Here is a 23,599-nt window from a genome sequence, read left to right as displayed (position 1 = left end):
AGTCGAACAGAATATAGTTGAGTGGATTTTGTGAACTGAAGATAGTTGGAAAAAATGAAGAGGTCATGGGGTGGATAAAATGAAAGTTATTGGTCTTATTGGCGGAATGAGCTGGGAATCTTCGGCTGAATATTATCGGATGGTTAATGAGGAAATAAAACGAAGATTAGGAGGCTTACATTCGGCCAAATGCATTTTGTATAGTGTTGACTTTCAAGAAATTGAACGCTATCAGTCAGAAGGAGCATGGCAAAAGGCGGGTGAAGTGTTGAGTAAGGCTGCGCACTCTTTAGAAAAAGGCGGAGCTGACTTTATTGTCATTTGTACGAATACCATGCACAAAGTCCTGGATGCTATTCAGGCATCAGTTAAAATTCCTCTTTTACATATCGCAGATGCAACAGCGGCACGAATCATAGAGAACGGATTTCATTCAGTTGGCTTACTTGGTACAAGGTACACAATGGAGCAGGATTTTTATAAGTCACGTTTGGAAAGTAAAGGTATAAAGGTTATTGTGCCAAAGGAAACTGAAAGGGAAATGGTAAACAAGGTGATTTACGAGGAATTATGTTTGGGGAAAATTCGTCAAGAATCAAGGGATGAATATAAAAAAGTGATCCAGGGATTAATCGAATCAGGTGCCGAAGGAGTTATTTTAGGCTGTACAGAAATCGGTCTATTGATCAAGCCAGAAGATTCGTCAGTTCCTCTTTTTGACACGACGAACATACATGCACTGGAAGCCGTAAACATGTCCTTAAAATAAATGGCGCTAAGCCAGTTACTGCTCGTAAAGTGCCAATCGTTGGAGGAGACATTTTGGCGGCTGCTTCTGTCGCTCCGATTCCTTTTATTGAGGATACTGCGGAGTGTATCGTACTGTTGAGCGTTGGCTACTTTGCTCCTCAGCTCCCGTCCGGAGTCATTTGAACGCTGGCTGCCGATATTGCACCAAGCAATCAAGTCTCATCTTTAGGTGCGATTCAAAACTTTGGTGGATTTCTTGGAGCGGCATTGGCACCTATTATGACAGGCTTAATTTAGGATTCGACAGGAAGCTTCAATAATGTCTTCTTGCTGGGAGCAGGATTCCTTTTGGTAGGAGCCATTTCATACGGCGTGTTCTTAAAACACCCGAAACAAGAATAATCAGCAGTAACCTAAAAGCAGTTCATCCTCTGGGGTGGACTGCCTTTTTTGTCAGATAATCTCCCCTCCTTTTTCTAATTAACGCATTGCAATATTTTGTCATAAACTGTATCATTATATTTAAATATATTGTAAGAATATTCAATTTATTGAAATGAGGTGGAAGTATTTGTCGGAAGTACCCAACTTAGATCCAAGCACGCCCCCGACACCACAGCAAGAGCCTCTCGTCTCCTTAACGGGTGTGTCCCCCAGAATTGATGTCTATCCATTCTATTACCACAACCATCTGCCCGGTTCAGTGAACGATAGTTTTCTGCGCAAGGGAACAGTGGAAAAACTCATCAACGCGGCAGAACAGCTGCCACCAGGCCTGAAACTGGTCGTTCTAGACGGCTGGAGGTCCTATGAAACACAGCTTGCCATCTATGAAACTATCAAGAAAGATCTTGAAACCCAGCACCTCACCCCAGAAGAAATGCAGATCGAAATCTCTAAATATGTGGCTATTCCCACTCGCGACCTGATGAAGCCGTCGCCCCATCTGACCGGCGGAGCCGTTGACCTTACCTTGGCGAACGAGCAGGTCTGGCTTAACATGGGAACCGGTTTTGATGATTTTACTGAAAAAGCGCAATTGGAATGGTATGAACGAAAGACGAATCTCTCCCATGAGGAAGAAACCATCCGTGACAACCGCCGCTTATTGCGGCAGGTGATGGAAACTGCAGGCTTTGTTTCCAATTCAGAAGAGTGGTGGCATTTCGATTATGGCAACAGGAGATGGGCGAATGCAACCGGCAGGCCCATTCTGTATTACGGGATCGAAAGGTAGACAGCGAGAATCAATAAAAATAAGGGTTATGGAGGAAAACAATGAAAAGGAAAATGAGTGTACTGCTGATTGCCGTGATGATCGTTGCGCTGTTATCAGCCTGTGTGAAAAATTCAAACGCCAAGCCGTCCGGGAGCTCGGACCCCAAATCAGAAGCGGCTAGCGGCAAGGATGTTTTAACGATTGCGACAACAGCAGAACAGGGGACGATTGATCCAGCCGTAACGATGGATAATTCCGCATGGAAACTTACATATCCGGCCTACGAACGCCTTGTGGAATATGACGGGGGGAGCACGAAGGTCAAACCAGGACTGGCCAAAGAATGGAAAGTGAGCAAGGACGGAAAAACCTGGACGTTCACTTTAAACGAGGGACATAAATTTGCCGACGGTACAGCGGTTAATGCGGATGCTGTCAAAAAGAGCTTTGAGCGCCTGAGAAAAATTGGCAAAGGTCCTTCAGAAGTATTCAGTGTGATTTCAAACATTAAAGCGGAGAATCCAACGACTGTTATCTTCACACTCAAAGAAAATTTCCCGCCTTTTATCTCGACACTGGCAGCCAACTATGGAAGTATCGTTAATCCAAAAGTGATGGATCATGAACAAAACGGCGACTTGGGCCAAAACTATCTGGCCACCGCCACGATGGGAAGCGGCCCGTACAAGCTGGCAAAGTGGAAAAAAGGAGAATATGTAAGACTGGATCAAAACAAATATGCCTCTAAGAAGCCTTCCTTTAAAAAGGTCTATTTCAAAATCGTGGCTGATCCTTCTGCACAGCGCCTGCAGCTGGAAAAAGGAGAAATTGATATCGCCGAAGGCATTCCAGTCGATCAAATCAACGCGGTTAAAAAGATTGAAAATGCGAAGCTGCTTCAGGAACCAAGCTTGCTTGTTGAATACGTCTACGTGAATTCAACCAAAGGCAATAAAGCGCTCAAAAACAAAAAAGTCCGCCAGGCACTCAGTTATGCGGTTGATTATGACAAGTTGATTGATGCGGTACAGCAGGGCTACGGAACCAAGATGCGCGGTCCGATTCCAAAAGGACTCTGGGGCCATGATGACCAGGCCAAACAGTATACGTATGACAAAGATAAAGCAAAGGCATTGTTGAAAGAAGCGGGAGCTTCCAATCTTAGCCTGGACCTCTTGTATTCGGACAACAAAACATGGTGGGAAACAGAAGCATTGACCATTCAGTCGAATTTGAAAGACATTGGCGTCAAAGTAAATCTGAAAAAAGTAGCGTATGCGACCTCAAGGGAAATGATGGACAAAGGCGAATTTGATCTGGCACTTGGTATGTGGAGCCCTGACTTTGGTGATCCGTATGCGTTCATGAACTACTGGTACGATTCCAAAAACTTCGGTCTGGCTGGAAACCGCGCATTTTATAAAAATGACGCCGTCGATCAGAAGCTTAGAAAAGCGGCCACCTTAAATGATGCCAAACAGCGCGAGAAACTGTACCAGGAAGCACAGAACACAGTGATTGATGATGCTCCTTACATTCTTCTTTACCAAAAGGATTTCTTGATGCCGATCAGCAAAGGTGTGAAAGGGTTTGTGTACAACCCGATGCTTGAGAGCATGTACAATCTTGCAGATATGTCCAAATAACCAAAAAGTGGAGTGTTAACCATGAAGAAAATGATAATTAACCGGCTGGGCCTCCTGATCTTTGTGGTGTTTGGTGTCACTCTTATCTCCTTTTTGCTGTCACACGTCATCCCGGGTGATCCTGCCCGGATGATGGTGGGGCAGCGGGCGAATGAGGAAACATTGCAGCAGGTACGGCAGCAGCTGGGACTGGACCAGCCTCTTTTAATTCAGTATGAAACGTACATGAAAGGCATTTTAAGCGGTGATCTTGGCACATCCATCCGTACGCAAAAACCGGTAATCGATGACCTGGAGGCCTTTTTCCCGGCGACCATGGAACTGGCCATCATTGCCTTTATCTTTGCTTTGGTGATCGGCATTCCCCTTGGCGTATTGGCGGCGGTAAAAAAGAATAGCTTCTGGGACCATGCAAGCCGGATCTTCTCCATCGGCGGGGTTTCTACCCCCGTGTTTTGGAGCGGCCTTGTAATTATCCTCATTTTTTACGGCTATCTAAACTGGTTTCCTGCAAACGGGCGATTGGATATGAACATTCATCCACCCACACACATTACTGGCCTGTATATCGTGGACAGCTTGCTCAGCGGGGATATGGTGGCGTTAAAAAGCAGTCTCCATCATATTTTGCTGCCTGCTATCGTGCTTTCTTACGCCCAGCTTGCGGTCATTACCCGCCAGGTGCGCGCGAGCATGCTAGAAATTATGGAACAGGAATACATTCGTACAGCGATCGCGAACGGAATCCACGGACCGTTTCTCTTTTTCCGGTACGCCCTCAGGAATGCCCTCATTCCCACCATAACGGTTGTCGGGATTTCGTTTGGCTCTCTTTTGGGAGGGGCGGTTGTGACAGAAACCATTTTCGGCTGGCCTGGCATGGGAAAATATGTGGTCGACTCGATCGCCTATCTTGATTTTCCGGCGATGATGGGCTTTACACTGCTGATTGCGGTCGGCTATGTGATCATTAATCTGATTGTGGATCTCACCTATTATGTCCTTGATCCGCAAATCAAGGGATAGGAGGTCGGTTATGGAAACCCCACTGCAAACGGAAATGAGCCGGCCGAAACCGATTACCCCGGTCCGGCCGTTTTGGTACAAGCTGAAACAAAATCAGATGACCTGGATAGGATTGGGGATTTTGGGTGTGATTGTTCTGTGCTCGCTGATCGCTCCCATTCTCACGCCTTATAACCCCACACAGGTGGATATTTCGCAAAAATTTCTGGGTCCTTCCCTTCATCATTGGTTTGGAACCGATGAAGTCGGCCGGGACATTTTAACAAGGATTTTATATGGCGCACGAATTTCTCTCGGTGTTGGCATTACGGTCATTATCATGGCAAGTATAATAGGAATCCTGATTGGAACGATATCCGGCTACTTTGGCGGTGTGATTGACGTGATCATCATGAGGATCATGGACATGGTGATGGCCTTCCCAACGCTGATTCTGGCCATGGCATTGGCGGCAGCATTAGGGCCGAGCCTGCAAAACGCCATGCTCGCCATTGCCATTGTAAAAATTCCGGTCTATGTCCGCCTGGCCCGGGGGGAGTCTCTTGTTCTCCGTGAAAAATTGTTCGTGAAGTCTGCACAGTCGTTCGGAATCAATCCATGGCGCATAATCGGCAAGCACATTGTGCCTAACTCGGTTTCTCCTGTCATTATTCAGGCTACGCTTGATGTCGGTGATGCGATTCTCATGATTGCGACGCTTGGATTCCTTGGTCTCGGGGCCCAGCCGCCAACACCGGAATGGGGGGCAATGATCAGCATCGGCTGGAAGTACCTGCTTGACTATTGGTGGTACCCAACCTTTCCGGGCCTTTTCCTTTTCTTGTCTGCAGGTTCGCTCAATCTAATTGGTGACGGAATCCGTGATATTTTGGATCCGAAAACCGGACGCTAGGAGGAACATCATGGTACTGGAAATGAAAGATCTGTGCGTGGATTTTACCGGCATGAGAGGAAAAGTCAGAGCTCTGCGCAATGTCAGCCTTTCGATTGAAAAAGGGGAGGTGCTTGGCGTTGTTGGTGAATCGGGATCGGGAAAATCCGTCACCGCTTTATCCATCCTCGGTCTGCTTGGCTCGAATGCCAACATTTCAACCGGTGAAATTTCCTATTTGGGGCAAAATCTTTTAACGCTCGGCCCAAAAGAAATGCAGAGCCTGCGAGGTAAAAAGATCGGCATGGTGTTTCAGGAGCCAATGACAGCCCTGCATCCGACCATGAAGGTCGGCAACCAGCTGGCTGAAGTGATCAAACGCCACCGGAGTGTAACGAAAAGGCAAGCCTACAAGCTTGCAGTTGAAGCGTTAAAAGAGGTGCATATTCACGATCCCGAACTTGTTGCTAAAAAGTACCCGTTTGAACTGAGCGGCGGGATGCGGCAGCGAATTGTCATCGCCCTCGCGATGTCCGCACCTCCTGACCTTTTGATCGCCGATGAGCCGACAACTGCACTTGACGTAACGATCCAAAAAGAAATTTTACAATTGATCAAAGAGCTGAATCACAAGCGGGGCACATCCGTGCTGCTGATCACCCATGATCTGGGTGTAGTATCAAATGTGTGCGACCGGGTGATGGTGATGTACGCCGGAGAAGTTGTGGAAGAAGGGAAAACGGAAGAGGTGCTGAATGCGCCTTCGCATCCTTATACGGAGGCACTGCTTCATGCTCTGCCCGACCTCGCCGATCCGGGGGAGCCGCTAAAGGCCATTCCGGGTGAAGTTCCTGATTTGCAAAACCGTCCTGCCGGCTGTGCCTTCGCCTCGAGATGTCCGAAGGCGATGGACATTTGCGGTATTTCGGTTCCGGCCCTGGAGCCTGTATCAAACAACCGCTCAGCGGCCTGCTGGTTAAGGAGGGATATCCGGTGAGCACACTCATTGATTTTCATTCTGTGGATAAATCGTTTCAAAAAGGAAAGCAGTCGGTGAAAGCGGTCGTCGATGCTAACCTTACGGTGAAAAAAGGAAGTGTCGTCGGCCTTGTCGGTGAATCGGGATCAGGTAAAAGTACGCTCGGGAAGATGCTGATAGGTCTGGAGATGCCGTCTGAGGGCAGCATTCACTATGAAGGCGCACCGCTTTGGAAAAAGAAGAAATTCATGCGTCCCCGTCCCGGTGATATTCAGACCGTTTTTCAGGACCCGCAATCTTCCCTTGACCCGCGGATGCGTGTCAAAGAAATCATTCTTGAACCTCTTTTGGCGCTGGACAGCAGAGAGCGGAAGGAAAAAGGCGGGCGGGAACGGCTCACTTCACTGATGAAGAGGGTGGGTCTGAAGGCGGAACACCTTGACCGCTATCCCCATGAGTTCAGCGGCGGACAGCGGCAGCGGATTGCCATTGCCCGTGCCCTCATTACCGATCCATCTTTTATTGTTCTGGATGAACCGACTTCTGCACTTGATGTTTCGGTTCAGGCACAGGTGCTCAACCTGCTGAAGGAACTGAAAAATGAGCGTAATTTAACATATCTGTTCATTTCCCACAACATGTCGGTCATCCGGTACATGTGTGATGTGATCGCAGTCATGTATAAGGGACGAATTGTGGAATCGGGACCGGCGCGGGAGCTGTTTGAATCTCCGCGCCATCCGTACACAAAAATTCTCTTATCTTCACTGCCGAGTATTTTTGAAAAGAAGGGGCCGGCGTTAAGTTTTGCTCCTCCTCCAGAAATGGAATCGGGGGCGGGGGCATGCGGATTTTTTGACCGATGTCCCTTCCGGATGGAAGCGTGCCTGAAAGCCCCCGCGTTCGAAGCAATCACCGAGGAGCATGGTGTAGCCTGCCATGGTGAAGGATAGGGAGGAGGTATCGCATTGATTCAGGGGGAGCGGCTTCGGGAACTGCGTAAGCAGCGGAATTTTACACTTCAGGCATTAGCGGCACAAACTGGCTTAAGCTCAAGCCTGCTGTCTCAAATCGAGCGGGGACTGGTGGACCCGACTGTAAGCACGTTTTGGAAAATATGCACTTGCCTGAACGTTCCTCTAACCTACCTTTTTGAAGGAGTGGATGAGGACCGGGTGGTTGTGAGGAAAAATCAGCGCCGAAAGATTCAGCTGTCTGACGAAAAGGTGAGGTACCATGAGCTGACACCCAATCGCAGCGGAAAACTTGATTTTCTTATGGTGGAAATCCAAGCCGGTGAGATGCGGGAAGCTGAACTGGTCGCCCATTCAGGTGAGGAGTGCGGCATTGTACTTCAGGGAGAGCTGATCGTTATCCTCGGGGATCAGAAAATTCACCTTCAGGAAGGCGACAGCATTCATTTTTCCAGTACGACGCCCCATCGGTATGTGAATCCCGGCAATGATGCCTCATTATCCATTTGGGCGATGACCAGTACCTGATTTTGTGGTGAAAACGATAGATTATAAGGAAAAAAGCCTCCGAAAAAGAGGCTTTTTTGCTTGTTGGATATAATTTTGGTCCGTTAAACTCAGTTACCCGCCAAAACCAGATTATGTAAATCCCCTACTCTAAAGCCACATTCAAATCCGGTTACTTCTTCAATATTCCCAGATATTCAACCCACGGGCCAACATCGGCACGATAACGTTCCGCCATGATCCGGACGATTTGGGCAATATGAGTTAAATCATGCACCGCCCATGTGGAGATCAACTCTCTGGCCTTTACTGTACCAAAAGCCGGATGAGTGCCTGTCCGTTCCAGCACCTCATCGTGCATCATCGCTTTAAGTCTCGCAACACTTTCTTCACGAAGCTGGGTAAATTCGGTCAGCTTTTGTTCGATTGTGCTTTCCTTTTGTACGCTCAAATGGGCGTACCGGTCAAACGGAGGAAACGGACGCTCTTCTCCCTCTTGAAGAATCCATTCCAGCCTGGGAATCCAGTTGGTTTTTTCTCCTTCAATGAGGTGGTTGACGACTTCAACCGCATTCCATGTTCCTTCTCCTTCATTGCAGTGAAGCCAGCCTGGAGATAATCCGGACAAAAAATGCTGCAATGTCCGGGGTGTGCGCTCCAGCACTTCGATCACTTCGTTCAATGCAAAACTCATATCATCACCTTTCCTTTCTCGAAAAGAAATTCAATGGTGATGAGTTAAATTCCTCTACTCTTTGGAACTTGAATTCGCTGTGAAGGTTTTCTGACCAGTCCGAAATAGGAGAGGAAGGCAAGAAAGCTTGCGGAAAAGATGACCATTCCCATCGGGACCGCTGAATTTTCGCCGGCAACTCCGACAAGCGGTGCCGCAAGCGAACCGAGGATAAACGGCAATAAACCGAGCAGGGCGGACGCACTTCCGGCAATATGTCCCTGTGCATCCATTGCGAGCGAAAAAGAAGTGGTGGAAATGATGCCAAGTGAACTGACAAAAAAGAAAATCGGGATAACGACGGCTGCCAACGGTGCTTTTAACAGTACTGAAATGAGAAGAACAGCTCCCGCCAGGTTGGAAACGAGTAAACCGATTTTTAAAAAGGTCGTCTCTGGGATGATATCTGTTAACCGGCCGACTAACTGGCTGCCAAGCATTAAGGCAAATCCGTTGATCCCAAATAAAATACTGAAAACCTGGGGAGATACGCCATATATATTTTGGTAGACAAACGGTGTACCGGATACATAGGCGAAGATTCCTGCGATAATAAAGCCTTGTGTAAACGCGTAGCCAAGAAACTGACGGTTTTTCAATAAAGAACCGAAATTGCGGACAACCTGAAGCGGATCACTTGGTGTGCGCTTTTCACTCGGCAGCGTTTCTTCCAATTTTGCAGAAACAATCAAAAACAAGATCAAGCCGATACAGGCCAAAACAATAAACACACCGGTCCAGTCAGTAAATGCCAGAATGGTGCCGCCAGTTACCGGGGCAAGGATGGGGCCAAGGTTATTGACCAGCATCAACAAAGCAAAGAACTTGGTGAGTTCCCTGCCGCTGTAAAGGTCACGAACGACAGCCCGTGAGACGACCAGCCCGCCTGCTGCCGAAAAGCCCTGGATAAACCGGCTGGCGATAAAGAAATAAATATTCGGGGCAAAGGCGCAGGTAAGGGAAGCCACCAAATATAAAATCAGAAAAATAAGCAAGGGTTTGCGCCGGCCCTGAACATCACTCATGGGGCCGATGATCAGCTGTCCCACGCCAAGACCAAGCAAACAGGTAGTTAAACTGATTTGCACCAAGGACGCGGTCGTATCAAATTCCTTTGCAATCGTAGGAAAGGAGGGCAGGTATGTATCAATGGTGAAAGGGCCTAAAAGGGCAAGAGAACCTAAAAGAAGTGCAAGCTGCAGTCGTTTTCTTTTTGTTATTTCTGTCAATGTTATCGCCTTTCTTCTCTATTAGTTTTATATAAACCGTGTTCTATGATAATGAACAAGCGGGAGACTTTTATTAATTATAGAGGATAGATTACCAGATTTAAACTTTTATAAACTGACTTTTCCAATATTATAAAAAAAAGAAAAAACCCGCCCTTTTTGCAGGCGGGGTTCTTTTTAATCTACAAGGGTATTCGCTGACTGATTTTCATATGGCGCTCTTGCTGCGTTTCTCTTTTTTAAAAGGAAGAAGGAGCCAATCACCACAGCCGTAACGAGTAAGGTGAGGAAAAGCTGCGAACGCATCGACTCAATGAAGGCCATCGATCCTAAAATCACGGTAATGCTGGCAATCACAAAATACGATAAAGCAGGGAAGAGCCACATTTTCAGCTCAAGGGTTTCACCTGCCGCCTCCGCTCGGCGCCGGATAACGATGTGCGAAATGGCAATGGCCAGATACACGACTAACGCAATGGCACCAGAGGCGTTAATTAAAAACTGAAACAGCTTGTCCGGTGAAACGAAGTTAAAGATGGCCGCGATGAAGGCCACCACCGTTCCTGCCCATACGGCGCGTACGGGAACACCCTGTTTGCTTAATTTAAGAAAAGCCTTTGGCGCATCTCCACGCCGGGAAAGCGAGTAGATCATACGTGAATTGGTATAAAGTGCCGAATTCAAACAGGAAAGAACCGATATTAATACGACGATGTTCATGATCAATCCCGCCCCCGGAATATTCACCATTTTCAGCATGGTGACATATGGGCTCTCAAGTGCTGTCGTAGAGTTCCATGGCAGCAGGGTAACAAGAATGGCAACGGAACCAATGTAGAAAATGAGAATCCGCCACACGACACTTTTGATGGCAACCCGGATCGTTTTCTTCGGATTTTCTGATTCACCTGCCGCTATAGCGGCAATTTCGGCTCCAAAATAGGCAAAAATGACAGTGGCAACCCCAAGGAAAATGGAACCCATGCCATTGGGCGAAAAGCCGCCGCGGCCGATCAGATTCTCCGTGCCAGGCGATTTGACACCAGGAAAGAGGTGGAAAATAATAGCGAGCCCAAGTCCCATAAAGAGTGTGATGGCCACAATTTTAATCAATGCAAACCAATATTCAAATTCTCCAAATGATTTTACTGAGAAGATGTTTGTTAAGGTCAACAAAACGGTTAGAACCAGGCTCCACGTCCAGATGGGAATGGAAGGAATCCAACCGTGGACAATCGCTCCACCGGCAACAGCCTCGATGGCGATAACAATGACCCAGAAGAACCAGTAGAGCCATCCGATGGTATATCCTGCCCACGGCCCGATGGCTTCACGGGCATACGTGGCAAACGAACCGCTGTCAGGATTTCGTGCCGCCATTTCACCAAGCATTCTCATCAAAAATACAACGAGCAGGCCGGCAAAGGCATAGGAGAGAACGGCGCTCGGTCCGGTTGTATTGATTACAGATCCGGCTCCAACGAACAGTCCTGCACCGATAATGCCACCTAAGGAAATCATCGTAATGTGCCTTGTTTTCAGTTGTTTCTGAAGTCCTTCTCTATTTTTCATTGATATTTCGCCTCCTTGACTTTTTTGTGCGGAATAGAATATCAGCGATTACAAGCCAATGGAAACATACTTCACTTCCAAATACTCTTCAATCCCAAAGTGGCCGCCTTCACGTCCCAATCCGCTCTGTTTTGTTCCGCCAAATGGTGCCTGGGCAACGGACGGCAACGCATCGTTGAGACCGACAATGCCGTAATCCAGTTCTTCGGATAGGGTAAGCGCCTGTGTCAAATTTTCCGTGTAAAGATATGCTGCCAGACCATATGGCGTATTGTTTGCCCGTTCAATCGCTTCTACTGCCGTTTTAAACGTGGTGATCGGCGCAAGAGGTCCGAAGGTTTCCTCGTTCATGCAACGCATGTCATCCGTTGCATTAGCAATAACCGTAGGCTCCATGAACAGAGAATCACTTTTGGCAGATCCTCCGCATGCCAGGCTTCCTCCCTTTTCAAGGGCATCCTGAATATGGTTTTGGACTTTTTTGACTGCGCTGTCGTCGATCAGTGGCCCGATGTCGGTTCCTTCTTCCAGTCCGTCTCCCACTTTTAAGGCCGAAACAGCTCGGATAAACGCTTCGGTAAACTCCTCGGCGATGGATTCATGTACATAAGCACGGTTGGTGCAGACACACGTCTGGCCGGCATTGCGATACTTCGAAGCAAGCAGCCCCTGCACAGCTTTTTCAATATTGGCATCCTCCAATACAATAAAAGGAGCATGGCCGCCGAGCTCAAGAGAAATCTTTTTTACGGTGTCTGCCGCTTTTCGCATGAGCAGCTTGCCGACTTCAGTAGAGCCGGTAAACGATAGTTTCCGGACGCGGGTGTCTTCCATCCACGCATCGGAAATGGCGGCTGCGTCACCGGTAACCACCTGCAGCACGTCTTTTGGAATGCCTGCTTCAACAGCCAGCTCTGCCAGCCGGATGGCGGTGAGCGGCGTTTGTTCAGCCGGCTTGACGACGGCCGTGCAGCCAGCTGCAAGCGCAGGCGCCACTTTTCTTGTGATCATCGCGGCCGGGAAATTCCACGGCGTGATGGCTGCAATCACACCGACCGGCTGCTTTTGGACAAGCAGCCGTTTGTTGGTATGGGAAGCGGGAATGGTTTGACCATAAATCCGCTTGCCTTCTTCTGCGTACCACGAGATGAAACTGTTGGCGTAAGTTACCTCACCAATCGCTTCCTTCAATGGTTTTCCTTGTTCCCGGGTCATCAATTCCCCGAGTTCTTGTTTGTTTTCTTCGATCAGCTGGTGCCACTTCATGAGCAGGGCGCCGCGGTCTTCAGCTGTACGCCTCGACCAGCTTTTGAAGGCATGGTGAGCAGCATCTGCCGCCGCTCGCGCCTCTTCAAATCCTCCGTTTGGTACGGTAGCGACGACCGTGTTGTTTGCGGGATTCGTTACTTCAATGACAGATTGCATGTGTATCACTCCTCGGTGCTGTTAGTTGGATGCGGAAACGGCTGTACGCTCTACTGCCTCAATGGACTTACTTAAAATTTGGATCAGTTCGTGGATTTCCTGCTGATTAATGATCAATGGTGGTGCGAAGACAAGGGTATCCTGATTGTCGAACACGACGGAACGCACGATCAGTCCTCGTTTTGCGGCTTCTGCCAGCACCTTAGGCGCTAATGGCTCAGGGAAGCGTTCGTTCGTTTCTTTATTTTTTACGATCTCAACCGCACCAATCAGGCCGAGAGTCCTTACATCTCCGACAATGGAACGCTCGGATTGAATTTTCTTAAAGCCTTCCAGCAACTCATCACCCATCACACGGGCATTATCGATCAGGTTTTCGCGCTCAAGGATTTCAAGGTTTTTAAGCGCAACCGCACAAGCCATTGGATGTCCGCTGTACGTGTAGCCGTGAAGAAGCGTTCCTTCAGACAGCTCGATGAAGTCATTGTGCATCGTTTCCGAAATCATGACACCGCCAAGCTGGGCATAGCCGCTTGTGATTCCTTTGGCAAAGCACATCATGTCAGGGGCGACATCATAATGGTCGATTCCGAAATATTTGCCGGTACGGCCAAACGCTGTGATGACTTCATCCGTAATAAAAAGAATGCCAAATTCGTCGCAAATGCTTCGGATTTCTTTAAAGTAGCCTTCGGGTGCAATGTGCACGCCGCCTGCTCCCTGAACGGGTTCCGCAATATAAGCAGCGATGGTTTCAGGGCCTTCCTCCTTAATCTTGTCTCGCAGTGCCTGCGGTGAGAAATGGTCCACATAACAAAAGTCCGGTGCCAGTGAGTTGGTGAAATCACGGAACGGCTTCAGGCCGGTAGCACTTGTGGCTCCCATCGCCACCCCATGGTAGGACTGTGAACGGGAAATGATTTTTTTGCGCTTCGGCTGCCCTTTTAAAATCCAGTAATGGCGGGCAAGCTTATAGGCCGTATCATTGGACTCTGAGCCGCCGGAGGTGAAGAACGTGGCGGTGAGGTTACCTGGTGCAATTTCTGCAAGCTTGGCTGCGAGCTTGATCGCCGGTTCGTTTGAGAAAGTGGCGAAACAGGAGCTGTAGCCCAGTGTTTTCATCTGTTCGTACGCAATATCAGCAATCTCTTCCCGCCCATGGCCGATATTCACATTCCAGAGAGAGGATAAGCCGTCAATCGCGCTTCTGCCTTTCAGATCATAAAGGCGGATTCCTTCTCCCTTGGTTAAAATGAATTCCGGGCCGTTCGCCTGCTGCTGTTTGATTGCGGTTGTTGGATGCAAGAAATGCCTTTTATCAAGATCTGCCAATTGTTCATAGGATTTTTGATTTTCCATCATAACCACCCTTTGTTGAATAATTATAGTTTTCTGACTTAATAACGCTTTCATAACTACATATGCAAGTTCTGTGCCAAGCGGTTTGACGGGAATTTTCCTCTCTTTTAATTCATAAGTGAATTAAAAGAGAGGAAAAATGATTCATTTATGAATTATCGATTCAATATTGAATTAATGCCGTACTTTTTTAGCCGCCTGAACACAGTCGGCTGGCTTAAACCCAAATATTCGGCCATTTCATACGTGGATTTGCAGTTCCGGCATGCCCGAAGGAGCCAGCTTTTTTCCACAGCTTCCAACGCTTCCTGAAGGGAGGAAGCTGAAATATCTACTTCCGGAACCTGATCCAATTCCCTTTTTGGTGAAAAAGGAAGATGTTCCGGCAGGATCATTTTATGTTCAAGGGTAACGACAAGACGTTCCATCAGGTTCTCAAGCTCCCGCACATTACCAGGCCAGTCATGCTGCCAAAACGCCTCCAGTGTTGAAGGATGGATGGTCTTTTCGCTGACATACTTTTCGTTAAACGACCTTAAAAAGGTTTCAGTCAGCTGATGAATGTCTTCTTTTCTTTCCCGGAGAGGGGGAATGCTGATTGGGACGACATTCAGCCGATAGTAGAGATCATCACGAAAGGTGCCGGATTTTACCATTTCCTCAAGGTTTCGGTTGGTCGCGGCCACGAGCCGGAAATTGACGGTACGGGTTTTTGTGCTGCCCATTCGTGTGATTTTCTTTTCCTGAAGTACTTTTAGAAGCTTCACTTGGATGGAAAGGGGAAGTTCACCGACTTCATCCAAAAAAAGCGTCCCCTGATCCGCAAGTTCAATTAATCCCACTTTCCCTTTCGCACTGGCACCGGTAAAAGCACCCGGCTCGTAGCCAAACATTTCCGATTCAAAAAGGTTTTGCGGAATGGCTCCACAGTTCACTTCGATCATCGGTTTTTCCCGGCGGTCACTTCCGCTGTGAAGCGCTTTGGCAAACACCGTTTTTCCAACCCCCGACTCACCCTGCAGCACCACCGTTGCATCACTTTGCGCCACCTTGTTGACGAGCTCCCAAACCGTCTGCATCGGACGGCTGTTGATGATCACATCCGCAGGTACCGATCCCCGGACACGAAGCTGCTCGATTTCTGATTCGTACCGCATCATTTTCTGCTGCAGCTGTTCATATTGTTCCTTCAGCTCTTCCATTTCTGTCATATCATGCGAAAAGCTGATGACGCGGATAATGTCGTTATCTTCATTAAAGAGGGGAATTCCGCGTGTCATGATGACTTTTCCAGCCCCCGTTTTTTGCATAAACGTGATCGGTGTTTTCTGCTGAAGTACACTGAGCGTAACCGAAGGACTAAAAATCTTCTTCTGCTCGAGCTCTTTAACGGATGCGCCAACGAGCTCTTCGGAAGTAATCCCGTACATCTCTTTGCTGTTTTTAACCGCCCTTAAAATGATCCCTTCAGAGTTCGTTACAATGATATTTTCGCTGGATTCATTGATGATTCCCTCGATTTCCATCTCCAACAGTCTTAGTTGTTCATCCATGGCTACAACTCCCTGATTTATAGAAACATTATTCTGATTATTAATTAGGATAACATAGCTTCCAGTGAAAGGGAGTGGAAGGACAGGGGCTTTCTTTACTTTACAAGCTCAGAAAGCGTCACATGCAGAGACATCCTTCTGAAAATCATTTTTTTCAGGAACTTATCATAGAGTATAAAGCGTCTAGTAAAAGAAAAAGAGGACAAACTATGCTAATCTGATGGTAGAGTAAATTGAAGAAAGGGATGTTATGAGTGGGAGTGGAACTGGAACAAAAAGAGATTAAGCTGATTGCCCTGGATATGGATGGAACGTTATTGAATGATGAACTGGAAATTTCACCAAAAAATCGGCTGGCGATCAGGGAGGCACAGGAAAAAGGTGTGCATGTAGTGCTCAGTACGGGCCGATCACTTCTTACATGCCGGGATTACGCGAAATCACTTGAGCTAAAATCATACCTGATAACGGTAAACGGCAGTGAAATCTATGATGGAGAGGGAAACCTGGTTGAGCGGAATTCACTTCATAACGATGAAATTGCAAAACTGATCGAGATGACGAAGAAGCATTCGGCCAAGTTTTGGGCCGTTTCCACAGATAAGGTTTGGCGCGAGAACTTTCCGGAAAATGCGGCTGAGATGGAATGGCTGAAATTTGGTTTTAATATTGCAGATGATGAAGTCCGCAAACTTGTGCTGGAGGAGCTGGCCATGAATAAGGAGTTAGAGATCAGCAACTCCAGCCTGACCAACATCGAGATCAACGCGGTCGGCGTTACAAAGGCAAAAGCGCTCAACCGTGTTTGTAAGGAACTCGGTATCACGATGGATAATGTGATGGCGATGGGTGACAGCTTGAACGATATCCTCATGATCACAGAGGCGGGAATTGGCGTAGCCATGGGCAATGCGCAAGATACGGTTAAAGAAGCAGCCGACTGGATCACAGGAACCAACGTGGAAGACGGCGTGGCGCAAGCCATCAGAAAATGGGCGTTATAAGACAGGAAGAAAAGACCATCCGAGTCAATCCGGATGGTTTTTTTGTGCTTTTAAACGGAGAGGAAAGGGTGAGCGTTTCGACAAACCTGTCTGGAAATCTTGAAAAGTTGCCCGGGAAATGCTGAAACGTGCCCGAAAACCCCGTTAATTTGCCCGCAAAATTCTCCAAAGACCTGCCCGCAAACTCCTCAATCAAACAGCTCACACCAAAAATAAGCCTTAAGGCGTAGCTGAAATACAGCCGCAGTACATTTCTGGAGAATTTACCGGACCTTATGATGGGAATAGGAAAATTTTAATAAAGATTTACAATTTATGGTTTATAATTTCCAAAATTGTAAGTATACTGGGTTGTGGGGCTTAGGGTGCTAGGTATAAAGAACTATACATGAGCTGGCCTTTGCCTCACATACATAGGAGGGGGACTTGAAAAATAAGAAGTTGCTTTTCAACAAGACGATACACACGGTGAAATGAAGAATGGGGAGTGGGAAATGTATGCAGACTATTACCAATTGGGCTTTTCGTAATAAAGCCCCGGTCACGTTGTTTGTGATCATAGCGCTTATCATTGGAGCGGTAAGCTATTTTCGTTTGCCGATGGAATTTCTTCCTGAAGCAGATAATCCGCAGGTGAGCGTGGTTACGATCGGCCAGGGATATGATGCAGGATCAATGACAGAAAAAGTGACCGAGCCAGTAGAGCAAGCAGTATCCGGTGTAAAAGGAAAGTCATCCGTTCTGTCGACAACGGGTGATGGCTATTCACAAATTACGATTAATTTTGATTCGAAAACCGATATGAAAGAAGCAAAGCGAGAAGTGCAGGATGCGGTAAGCTCGCTGAGATTCCCTGAAACCATCGGAAAACTGCAGGTGTCACAGCTGAATACGTCCATGATTCCTGTAGGGCAGGTTTCCTTTACATTTGCCGATGGTCTGAACAAAGAGAATATGGAAAAAGCAAAAAAACAACTGCTTCCGTTATTTGACAGCAAGAAAAGTATTTCACAGGCCAGTATTTTTGGTGAAAATGCTTCCCGTGTGGAAGTTCAGCTGGACACAAAGAAGCTGAAAGAAAAAAGCATTCCGGTCAATAGTGTAATGAGCGTCCTGCAAGGACAGAATGCCTCTGTAACGGCAGGCGGTGCCACCATTGACGGCAAAAAAAGCACGATTAATGTGACGGATAACCTGACTTCTGTCGGTGCGTTGGAAAAATTGATTATACCGGTTCAGGTTGCCGATCCGAAGGCACAGCCGGCCAGATTGAAGGATGTAGCAACCGTTAAGCAAAGTAAAATGGAAGATACCGTACTACGCATTAACGGAAAAGAAAGTCTGGCCATCACGGTATTTAAGGAAAATAGCGCGAGTGCCGTAACAGCGGGCAAAGATGTCAATGATACGGTCAGCAAAATCAATAAGGAATACCCTGGCGTAAAAGCAAAAACCATATTTACAACAGGAGAAATGGTGGAAAACTCAGTAAACAGCATGATGAAGGAAGTGCTGCTTGGCGCATTGTTTGCCACAATCGTAATTCTTGTATTTCTGAGACGAATAAAGCCTACTTTGGTAACGATTGTATCCATTCCACTTTCGCTTGCAATTACACTGCTTCTTCTCTGGCTGTCCGGCGTTACATTAAACATCTTAACGCTTGGCGGGGTAGCGGTTGCCGTTGGCCGCCTGGTGGATGACAGTATCGTTGTGGTAGAAAACATTTTCAGACGAAGCCAGGGCAACGCCTTTACGAAAGAAAATGTGCTTGCGGCGACAAGAGAAGTTACGCGTGCGATCACATCTTCCACGTTGATCACCGTTGCTGTGTTCCTGCCGATGGGTCTGGTCAGCGGTTCACTGAGGGCGTTTTTATTGCCGTTCGGATTGACCGTTACCTATTCCTTGCTGGCTTCCCTTTTAGTAGCGTTAACGGTTGTTCCGCTGATGAGCCAGGGGATGCTGAAAAATATGAAGCTTCCGGCACACGGAGAGCCGAAGCGATATTTGAACGTGTTAAAATGGTCGTTGAATCACAAGTATGTACCGATTATTGTAGCTGTTGGTGTGCTGGTCGGCTCGGTTGGCATGTATGTCTCCCTGCCAAAGGGTGAGGTAAATGCCAAGGATGCCAGTATGATAGCTGTGAATATGGAGTTTCCATCCAATGCCCCTACAGATGAAATCAAGGATCGAATGAAAGCCTTTGAAAGCAAGCTTGCTGACATGAAAGGCTACAAATATTTGCTGACACAATACGGAGTCAGTGAAGACGAAGCGAAATATGGCAGCGTGAGTTCATCTGATGTGGTGAAATATACTGCCATCATGAAGGAAGACGCGAGTGCGGACGATTTCATCAAAGAAGTGAACAAAGCGAAAAAAGAGGAAAGCGGAGTAAGGATTACCGCCTCACCTGGAACGATGTTTGGTTCCGGCTCGGGAGTTTCTGAAATAACGTATGACATCCAGGGCAATGACAAAAATGAACTGGCAAGCACATCCAAAGAGCTGATGAATGAAATCAAGGATGTGAAGGGGGTCAGGAAGGTTTCTAGCAACCAGGATAAAACCGCCCCTGTTTATACGGTCAAAGTTGATACGGAAAAAATGAATACCGAGCAGGCCGCACATCAGGTTGCTTCCCTGATTCAGCCGATGCCGATTGGAACCATCACCCTTGACGATAAAACCACACCGGTTTTGCTGGATGCTGGGATCAACCCGTCGAAGGCTTCGGATCTTGAAGATCTTTCTGTTCAGACGGCACAAGGCATTCAGCCGTTGTCCAAAGTGGCGGACATCACGATGGAAAACAGACCAAGCACAGAGCTTCATAAGGATGGAAAGCCGTACATCCGTATTTCCGCGGAAGTAAAGCCTGATAACCTTTCGGCGGTAGCTGCAGCCATCGACAAGAAAGTAAAAAAGCTAGATCTTCCAAAAGGCATAAATCTTGAAAAGGGCGGTGCGGCAGAACAGCAATCCAGTGATTTTGCGGATCTTGGAATGACGATGCTTGCTTCCATCCTGATCGTTTATCTGATCATGGTTATCACGTTTAAAACGTTCCGGGCACCGCTTGCGATCCTGATGACCCTTCCGCTTGCCTCCATTGGTGCGGTTCTTGGTCTCTTAATCTCAGGTGTACCGGCAGATCCGACCGCACTGATTGGCGGACTCATGCTGATCGGAATCGTTATCACGAATGCGATCGTGCTGATCGACCGCGTGAAGCAGAATGAGGAAAAGATGATCATTCGCGACGCCATCATTGAAGCGTGCGGAACGCGTCTCCGCCCGGTTGTTATGACCGCTGTTGCCACGATTTTTGCGATGCTTCCGCTCCTCTTCTCCCACACGGAAGACGGCAGTCTCGTATCCAAATCACTCGCTGTGGTCGTGATTGGCGGACTGACGGGTGCGACTGCCCTGACGCTTGTTATCGTTCCGGTTTTCTATGAACTGCTTCACTTCCGGAAATCTAAGCGCCAGCGTGTGGAAGCCGCACAGGATACCGTTCCACTAACCAAAAATGCATAACAAATAAAGCCAGTACCCTTTGGGGTACTGGCTTTTATCTTCGTAATTTTGACAGAAGACGGAGAATTTCAACGTAGAGCCAGACGAGCGTAATCATTAAACCAAAGCCTGCATACCACTCCATATAGTTGGGGGCTCTCCGGTTCACTCCGCGTTCGATAAAATCAAAATCCAGGACAAGATTAAGAGCTGCTACACCCACAATCACGAGGCTGATCAGAATACCCAGCCAGCCGGTTTCATGAAGATAGGGAACCTGAAGACCAAAGAAGCGGAGCATCAGATCCACCAGATAGACAATGAAGACACCGAGTGTGGCGGAAAGGACACCTGTCCTGAAATTGCTGTTGACCTTGATCCACCCCAGCTTGTATACGATCAGCAGGGCAAAAAGCACACTGAACGTGAGCACTACCGCCTGCGTGGCAATCCCTGAATACTTGTCTTCATACATAGCACTGATGCCGCCGAGGGCCAGTCCTTCCAATAAAGCATAAAGCGGGGCTGAAAAGGGAGCCGCCCTGGGAACGAATATCGTAAAAAGGGATACGATCAGAGAACCAATCACGCCAACAAGAAGCAACCCGTGAATCTCCTTTCCGTCATAATACAGATTCCAGGTATAAAAGGCTGTAGCACAAATGAGTACAAGGAGGATGAACGTTTTGTTCACCGTTCCCTGCAGGGTCATCGGGCGGTTAAGTCCCTGATTTTTCAGATTCGCAAATGTTGAATCTTTTAAACTAGGATTGGCGCTTCTCACGGATACCCTCCTTTTTGTCCATCATACTAAAACGTATTCGGAGGTTCTAACTTCATGTTAGAACTACCGGTAAAGATTGGCCACGATTACAAGAATCACAGCAACAATAATAAAACCAAAACCCATACCGGTCGCTTTCGCCCGGTAATAAAGAATGCCGGCATATATCAATACAGCCGCAGCACAGATGGCGAACAGGGGAAGATGAGGGAGGACATACCGGTCAAAGGAGTTGTAACCTGCTAAACTCATAAAAACCGCCTCTTTTCTAAAGTAATTGGTTTATTTAGCATACAATAATTCATCAAAAAAGGGTAACGGCAGTCGTTGCGGTTACCCTTTTTTTATCTCATTGTCAATGGTCAGCTGTTGGAATGGCACCTAATGCACTTTGAATGGTTTTAAAGCTTTTTTCAATATGTGTCTTCATTTCATTTTCAGCTTTTTGCGCATCATGGTCTTTAATAGCAAGATAAATCCGTTCATGATCATCAACAAAATCAGAAAAGTTTTTGAAATGGTTTTTTAAGACATTGTTTCGAATATAGAGTGTCTTAGTTTTAATGACATCACATAACTGAATCAGCTGTTGATTGTGGGAAGCAATATCTATTAAATCGTGAAATTCCTGGTTCAGATTAGTAAGAGTCTGAGTATTATTTTCATTCACTGCTTTTTTAGATTCTTTTAGGACGGTGCCGAGGCGTTTTAATTGGTCATCTGTTATATGAAAAGTGGCCAGTTTTACTGCTAATGATTCAAGGCTTTCTCTGCACTGGTATACGTCAACAATATCCTGCACCGTTGGGTTATAAACAGAAATGACGTTGTTGTTCCGTGTTAACAGCCCGTCTTTTAAAAGCATTTGAAAGGCTTCCCTTACAGTCCCTCTGCTGACTCCAAGCTGTACTGCAACTTTTGTTTCCACTAAACGTTCCCCTGGAGCAAAGTCACGCTCCATAATCATCGTTTTTAAAATGGTATAAACCTGGCTGTGAAGCAGCTCTGTTTTCTGAATTTCCCTCAAATCCAAGACCTCCTAGACTACAGGTATTTCAACCGATCTTTGCTATTTACTACTTCAGTTTACAATAACTAGATCAGTTATTAAACAATTACTAAAAGTACAATGAAAAAATGTAAACGGTTGACCGTTGACAATAAGAAATGGAATAGTTATTATTATAACTATTCAGAAAATTTAATCAATAAAAAGTTGCTTTTAATTGAAACGAGGTGTTGAAATGGCAGGAATTAAAGAGGGACCCTTAAAGGGGCTAAAAGTACTGGAATTAGGAAGTTTGATTGCAGGCCCGTTTGCCGGCAGATTACTGGCCGACTTTGGAGCAGAGGTTATAAAAGTGGAGCCGCCTGAAAAGGGCGATCCGATAAGAAAGTGGAGAATGCTCCATGAAGATACGTCTTTATGGTGGTATGTACAATCAAGGAACAAGAAAAGTGTGTCATTGGACCTGCGCTCATCAGAAGGTCAGGAAATCATTAAAGGTCTGGCCAAAGAAGTGGATATCATTATTGAAAATTTTAAGCCGGGCACGCTGGAAAAATGGAATATTGGCTATGAGGATTTAAAGGCGGTGAATGCTGGTCTCATCATGATTCGTGTTTCAGGTTATGGCCAGGACGGACCGTACCGAAATAAGCCTGGATTTGGAAGCATCGGAGAAGCCATGGGAGGGATTCGATATCTCACAGGCTATCCCGACCGGCCGCCTACACGGGTTGGAATCAGTTTGGGCGATTCTGTAAGCGCTTTATATGCAGTAATAGGCGCATTGATGGCAGTATACCACAGAAGTATGACAGGAGAAGGGCAATATGTGGATGTTGCGCTTTATGAAGCGGTTTACAGCTTGATGGAAAGCGCCATTCCGGAGTATGACCAGTATGGGATCATCCGGGAACGAACGGGTAGCACGCTGCCAGGAATTACCCCATCGAACACGTATATGTGCAAAGACGGTAAGTATATTGTGATTGGTGCAAATGGGGATGGAATCTTTAAAAGGCTGATGGATGCCATTGGACGTGAAGACATGCGAGATCAGCCGCAATATGCTACGAATTTTGACCGGGCGCAGCATGCTGACTATTTGGATAAAGTCATTGGAGGATGGACCATTCAGCATAATTTAGAGGATGCATTAAAGATTCTTGATGAACATCACATCCCTGCAGGATCAATTTATAACGTGGAAGATATGTTCAAGGATCCTCATTTTAATGCGCGGGATATGATTTGTGAAATGGAGGTTGAAGGATTAGGAAAACTGAAAGTGCCGGGTATTGTTCCGAAAATGAGCAAAACTCCAGGACGAATTAACTGGGCTGGCCCCAAACTTGGAGAACATACGGATGAAGTGCTCAAAAAATTGGAAATTGCAAAACAACCAATAGATTCATAGGAAATTCAGTTGCGGAAGCG

20 protein-coding genes are annotated in these 23,599 nt (G+C 47.0%); 11 read left to right on the top strand and 9 right to left on the bottom strand.

Annotated elements, in window-relative coordinates; translation table 11 throughout:
• Positions 1–79 precede the first annotated feature (79 nt).
• The 8 genes from BLT53_RS15240 (at position 80) to BLT53_RS15200 (ending at position 7,993) form a co-directional block, all read left to right on the top strand.
• Positions 80–769 carry an aspartate/glutamate racemase family protein gene (locus BLT53_RS15240; RefSeq protein WP_090236926.1) on the top strand — a complete coding sequence of 230 codons (690 nt, stop codon included), beginning with the start codon at positions 80–82 and terminating at the stop codon, positions 767–769.
• Between the two features lie 627 nt (positions 770–1,396).
• Positions 1,397–1,987: a M15 family metallopeptidase gene (locus BLT53_RS15230; protein ID WP_244520425.1), complete on the top strand. Its 591-nt coding sequence runs from the start codon at positions 1,397–1,399 to the stop codon at positions 1,985–1,987.
• Between the two features lie 41 nt (positions 1,988–2,028).
• A complete protein-coding gene (locus tag BLT53_RS15225; protein ID WP_090235998.1) occupies positions 2,029–3,615 on the top strand; it encodes an ABC transporter substrate-binding protein in 1,587 nt (528 codons plus the stop codon).
• A gap of 21 nt (positions 3,616–3,636) precedes the next feature.
• The gene (locus tag BLT53_RS15220; protein ID WP_090235997.1) at positions 3,637–4,641 is read left to right on the top strand and encodes an ABC transporter permease; all 1,005 of its coding nucleotides are present in this window, start codon (positions 3,637–3,639) and stop codon (positions 4,639–4,641) included.
• Positions 4,642–4,651: 10 nt separating this feature from the next.
• Positions 4,652–5,533, top strand: coding sequence for an ABC transporter permease (locus BLT53_RS15215; RefSeq protein ID WP_090235996.1), 882 nt, complete (start codon positions 4,652–4,654; stop codon positions 5,531–5,533).
• A 10-nt stretch (positions 5,534–5,543) separates the two neighbouring features.
• Positions 5,544–6,509: an ABC transporter ATP-binding protein gene (locus BLT53_RS15210; RefSeq protein ID WP_090235994.1), complete on the top strand. Its 966-nt coding sequence runs from the start codon at positions 5,544–5,546 to the stop codon at positions 6,507–6,509.
• Positions 6,506–7,444, top strand: coding sequence for an oligopeptide/dipeptide ABC transporter ATP-binding protein (locus BLT53_RS15205; RefSeq protein WP_244520424.1), 939 nt, complete (start codon positions 6,506–6,508; stop codon positions 7,442–7,444). The genes BLT53_RS15210 and BLT53_RS15205 overlap by 4 nt, the downstream gene beginning before the upstream one ends.
• A 15-nt stretch (positions 7,445–7,459) precedes the next feature.
• Positions 7,460–7,993, top strand: a complete 534-nt coding sequence (locus BLT53_RS15200) for a helix-turn-helix domain-containing protein (protein ID WP_090235992.1) — start codon at positions 7,460–7,462, stop codon at positions 7,991–7,993.
• A gap of 151 nt (positions 7,994–8,144) precedes the next feature.
• On the opposite strand, the gene BLT53_RS15195 is transcribed toward BLT53_RS15200, so the two are convergent.
• The 6 genes from BLT53_RS15195 to BLT53_RS15170 form a co-directional block, all read right to left on the bottom strand.
• Positions 8,145–8,666, bottom strand: a complete 522-nt coding sequence (locus BLT53_RS15195; protein WP_090235991.1) for a DinB family protein — start codon at positions 8,664–8,666, stop codon at positions 8,145–8,147.
• 44 nt (positions 8,667–8,710) lie between these two features.
• Positions 8,711–9,934, bottom strand: a complete 1,224-nt coding sequence (locus tag BLT53_RS15190; protein WP_090235989.1) for a Bcr/CflA family multidrug efflux MFS transporter — start codon at positions 9,932–9,934, stop codon at positions 8,711–8,713.
• 177 nt (positions 9,935–10,111) lie between these two features.
• Complete coding sequence (locus BLT53_RS15185; protein WP_090235987.1) at positions 10,112–11,506, bottom strand: amino acid permease; 1,395 nt, start codon at positions 11,504–11,506, stop codon at positions 10,112–10,114.
• A gap of 48 nt (positions 11,507–11,554) precedes the next feature.
• Positions 11,555–12,931 carry an NAD-dependent succinate-semialdehyde dehydrogenase gene (locus BLT53_RS15180; RefSeq protein WP_090235986.1) on the bottom strand — a complete coding sequence of 459 codons (1,377 nt, stop codon included), beginning with the start codon at positions 12,929–12,931 and terminating at the stop codon, positions 11,555–11,557.
• A gap of 21 nt (positions 12,932–12,952) precedes the next feature.
• Positions 12,953–14,293 (bottom strand): aminotransferase family protein, encoded by a 1,341-nt coding sequence (locus BLT53_RS15175; RefSeq protein ID WP_170834366.1) that lies wholly within the window; start codon positions 14,291–14,293, stop codon positions 12,953–12,955.
• Between the two features lie 152 nt (positions 14,294–14,445).
• A complete protein-coding gene (locus BLT53_RS15170; RefSeq protein WP_090235983.1) occupies positions 14,446–15,843 on the bottom strand; it encodes a sigma-54 interaction domain-containing protein in 1,398 nt (465 codons plus the stop codon).
• A gap of 302 nt (positions 15,844–16,145) precedes the next feature.
• Between BLT53_RS15170 and BLT53_RS15165 the strand changes: the two genes are divergently transcribed.
• Together BLT53_RS15165 and BLT53_RS15160 are read left to right on the top strand one after the other, a co-directional pair.
• Complete coding sequence (locus BLT53_RS15165) at positions 16,146–16,847, top strand: Cof-type HAD-IIB family hydrolase (RefSeq protein ID WP_425284706.1); 702 nt, start codon at positions 16,146–16,148, stop codon at positions 16,845–16,847.
• Between the two features lie 498 nt (positions 16,848–17,345).
• Positions 17,346–20,393, top strand: a complete 3,048-nt coding sequence (locus BLT53_RS15160; protein ID WP_090235980.1) for an efflux RND transporter permease subunit — start codon at positions 17,346–17,348, stop codon at positions 20,391–20,393.
• A 34-nt stretch (positions 20,394–20,427) separates the two neighbouring features.
• Here BLT53_RS15160 and BLT53_RS15155 read toward each other — a convergent pair whose 3' ends face one another.
• The 3 genes from BLT53_RS15155 to BLT53_RS15145 all read right to left on the bottom strand — a co-directional run bounded on the left by BLT53_RS15155 (position 20,428) and on the right by BLT53_RS15145 (position 22,183).
• Positions 20,428–21,156 carry a Bax inhibitor-1/YccA family protein gene (locus BLT53_RS15155; RefSeq protein WP_090235978.1) on the bottom strand — a complete coding sequence of 243 codons (729 nt, stop codon included), beginning with the start codon at positions 21,154–21,156 and terminating at the stop codon, positions 20,428–20,430.
• Positions 21,157–21,219: 63 nt separating this feature from the next.
• Complete coding sequence (locus BLT53_RS15150) at positions 21,220–21,408, bottom strand: hypothetical protein (RefSeq protein WP_090235977.1); 189 nt, start codon at positions 21,406–21,408, stop codon at positions 21,220–21,222.
• Between the two features lie 103 nt (positions 21,409–21,511).
• Positions 21,512–22,183, bottom strand: coding sequence for a GntR family transcriptional regulator (locus BLT53_RS15145; RefSeq protein ID WP_090235975.1), 672 nt, complete (start codon positions 22,181–22,183; stop codon positions 21,512–21,514).
• A 217-nt stretch (positions 22,184–22,400) separates the two neighbouring features.
• On the opposite strand from BLT53_RS15145, the gene BLT53_RS15140 reads away from it, so the two are divergent.
• Complete coding sequence (locus BLT53_RS15140) at positions 22,401–23,579, top strand: CaiB/BaiF CoA transferase family protein (RefSeq protein ID WP_090235973.1); 1,179 nt, start codon at positions 22,401–22,403, stop codon at positions 23,577–23,579.
• Positions 23,580–23,599 lie beyond the last annotated feature (20 nt).

It is taken from the genome of Fictibacillus solisalsi (assembly GCF_900103485.1).
In the GTDB taxonomy this organism is placed as follows: Bacteria; Bacillota; Bacilli; order Bacillales; family Fictibacillaceae; genus Fictibacillus_C; species Fictibacillus_C solisalsi.
This window is presented reverse-complemented; position numbering and strand designations above follow the sequence as displayed.

What these genes read in the sequence shown, in the direction of transcription:
- BLT53_RS15240 (WP_090236926.1), top strand. Translation starts at nt 80, where the DNA reads ATGAAAGTTATTGGTCTTATTGGCGGAATGAGCTGGGAATCTTCGGCT.
- BLT53_RS15225 (WP_090235998.1), top strand. Translation starts at nt 2,029, where the DNA reads ATGAAAAGGAAAATGAGTGTACTGCTGATTGCCGTGATGATCGTTGCG.
- BLT53_RS15220 (WP_090235997.1), top strand. Translation starts at nt 3,637, where the DNA reads ATGAAGAAAATGATAATTAACCGGCTGGGCCTCCTGATCTTTGTGGTG.
- BLT53_RS15215 (WP_090235996.1), top strand. Translation starts at nt 4,652, where the DNA reads ATGGAAACCCCACTGCAAACGGAAATGAGCCGGCCGAAACCGATTACC.
- BLT53_RS15210 (WP_090235994.1), top strand. Translation starts at nt 5,544, where the DNA reads ATGGTACTGGAAATGAAAGATCTGTGCGTGGATTTTACCGGCATGAGA.
- BLT53_RS15195 (WP_090235991.1), bottom strand. Translation starts at nt 8,666, where the DNA reads ATGAGTTTTGCATTGAACGAAGTGATCGAAGTGCTGGAGCGCACACCC.
- BLT53_RS15185 (WP_090235987.1), bottom strand. Translation starts at nt 11,506, where the DNA reads ATGAAAAATAGAGAAGGACTTCAGAAACAACTGAAAACAAGGCACATT.
- BLT53_RS15180 (WP_090235986.1), bottom strand. Translation starts at nt 12,931, where the DNA reads ATGCAATCTGTCATTGAAGTAACGAATCCCGCAAACAACACGGTCGTC.
- BLT53_RS15175 (WP_170834366.1), bottom strand. Translation starts at nt 14,293, where the DNA reads ATGATGGAAAATCAAAAATCCTATGAACAATTGGCAGATCTTGATAAA.
- BLT53_RS15170 (WP_090235983.1), bottom strand. Translation starts at nt 15,843, where the DNA reads ATGGATGAACAACTAAGACTGTTGGAGATGGAAATCGAGGGAATCATC.
- BLT53_RS15165 (WP_425284706.1), top strand. Translation starts at nt 16,146, where the DNA reads ATGGATGGAACGTTATTGAATGATGAACTGGAAATTTCACCAAAAAAT.
- BLT53_RS15160 (WP_090235980.1), top strand. Translation starts at nt 17,346, where the DNA reads ATGCAGACTATTACCAATTGGGCTTTTCGTAATAAAGCCCCGGTCACG.
- BLT53_RS15150 (WP_090235977.1), bottom strand. Translation starts at nt 21,408, where the DNA reads ATGAGTTTAGCAGGTTACAACTCCTTTGACCGGTATGTCCTCCCTCAT.
- BLT53_RS15140 (WP_090235973.1), top strand. Translation starts at nt 22,401, where the DNA reads ATGGCAGGAATTAAAGAGGGACCCTTAAAGGGGCTAAAAGTACTGGAA.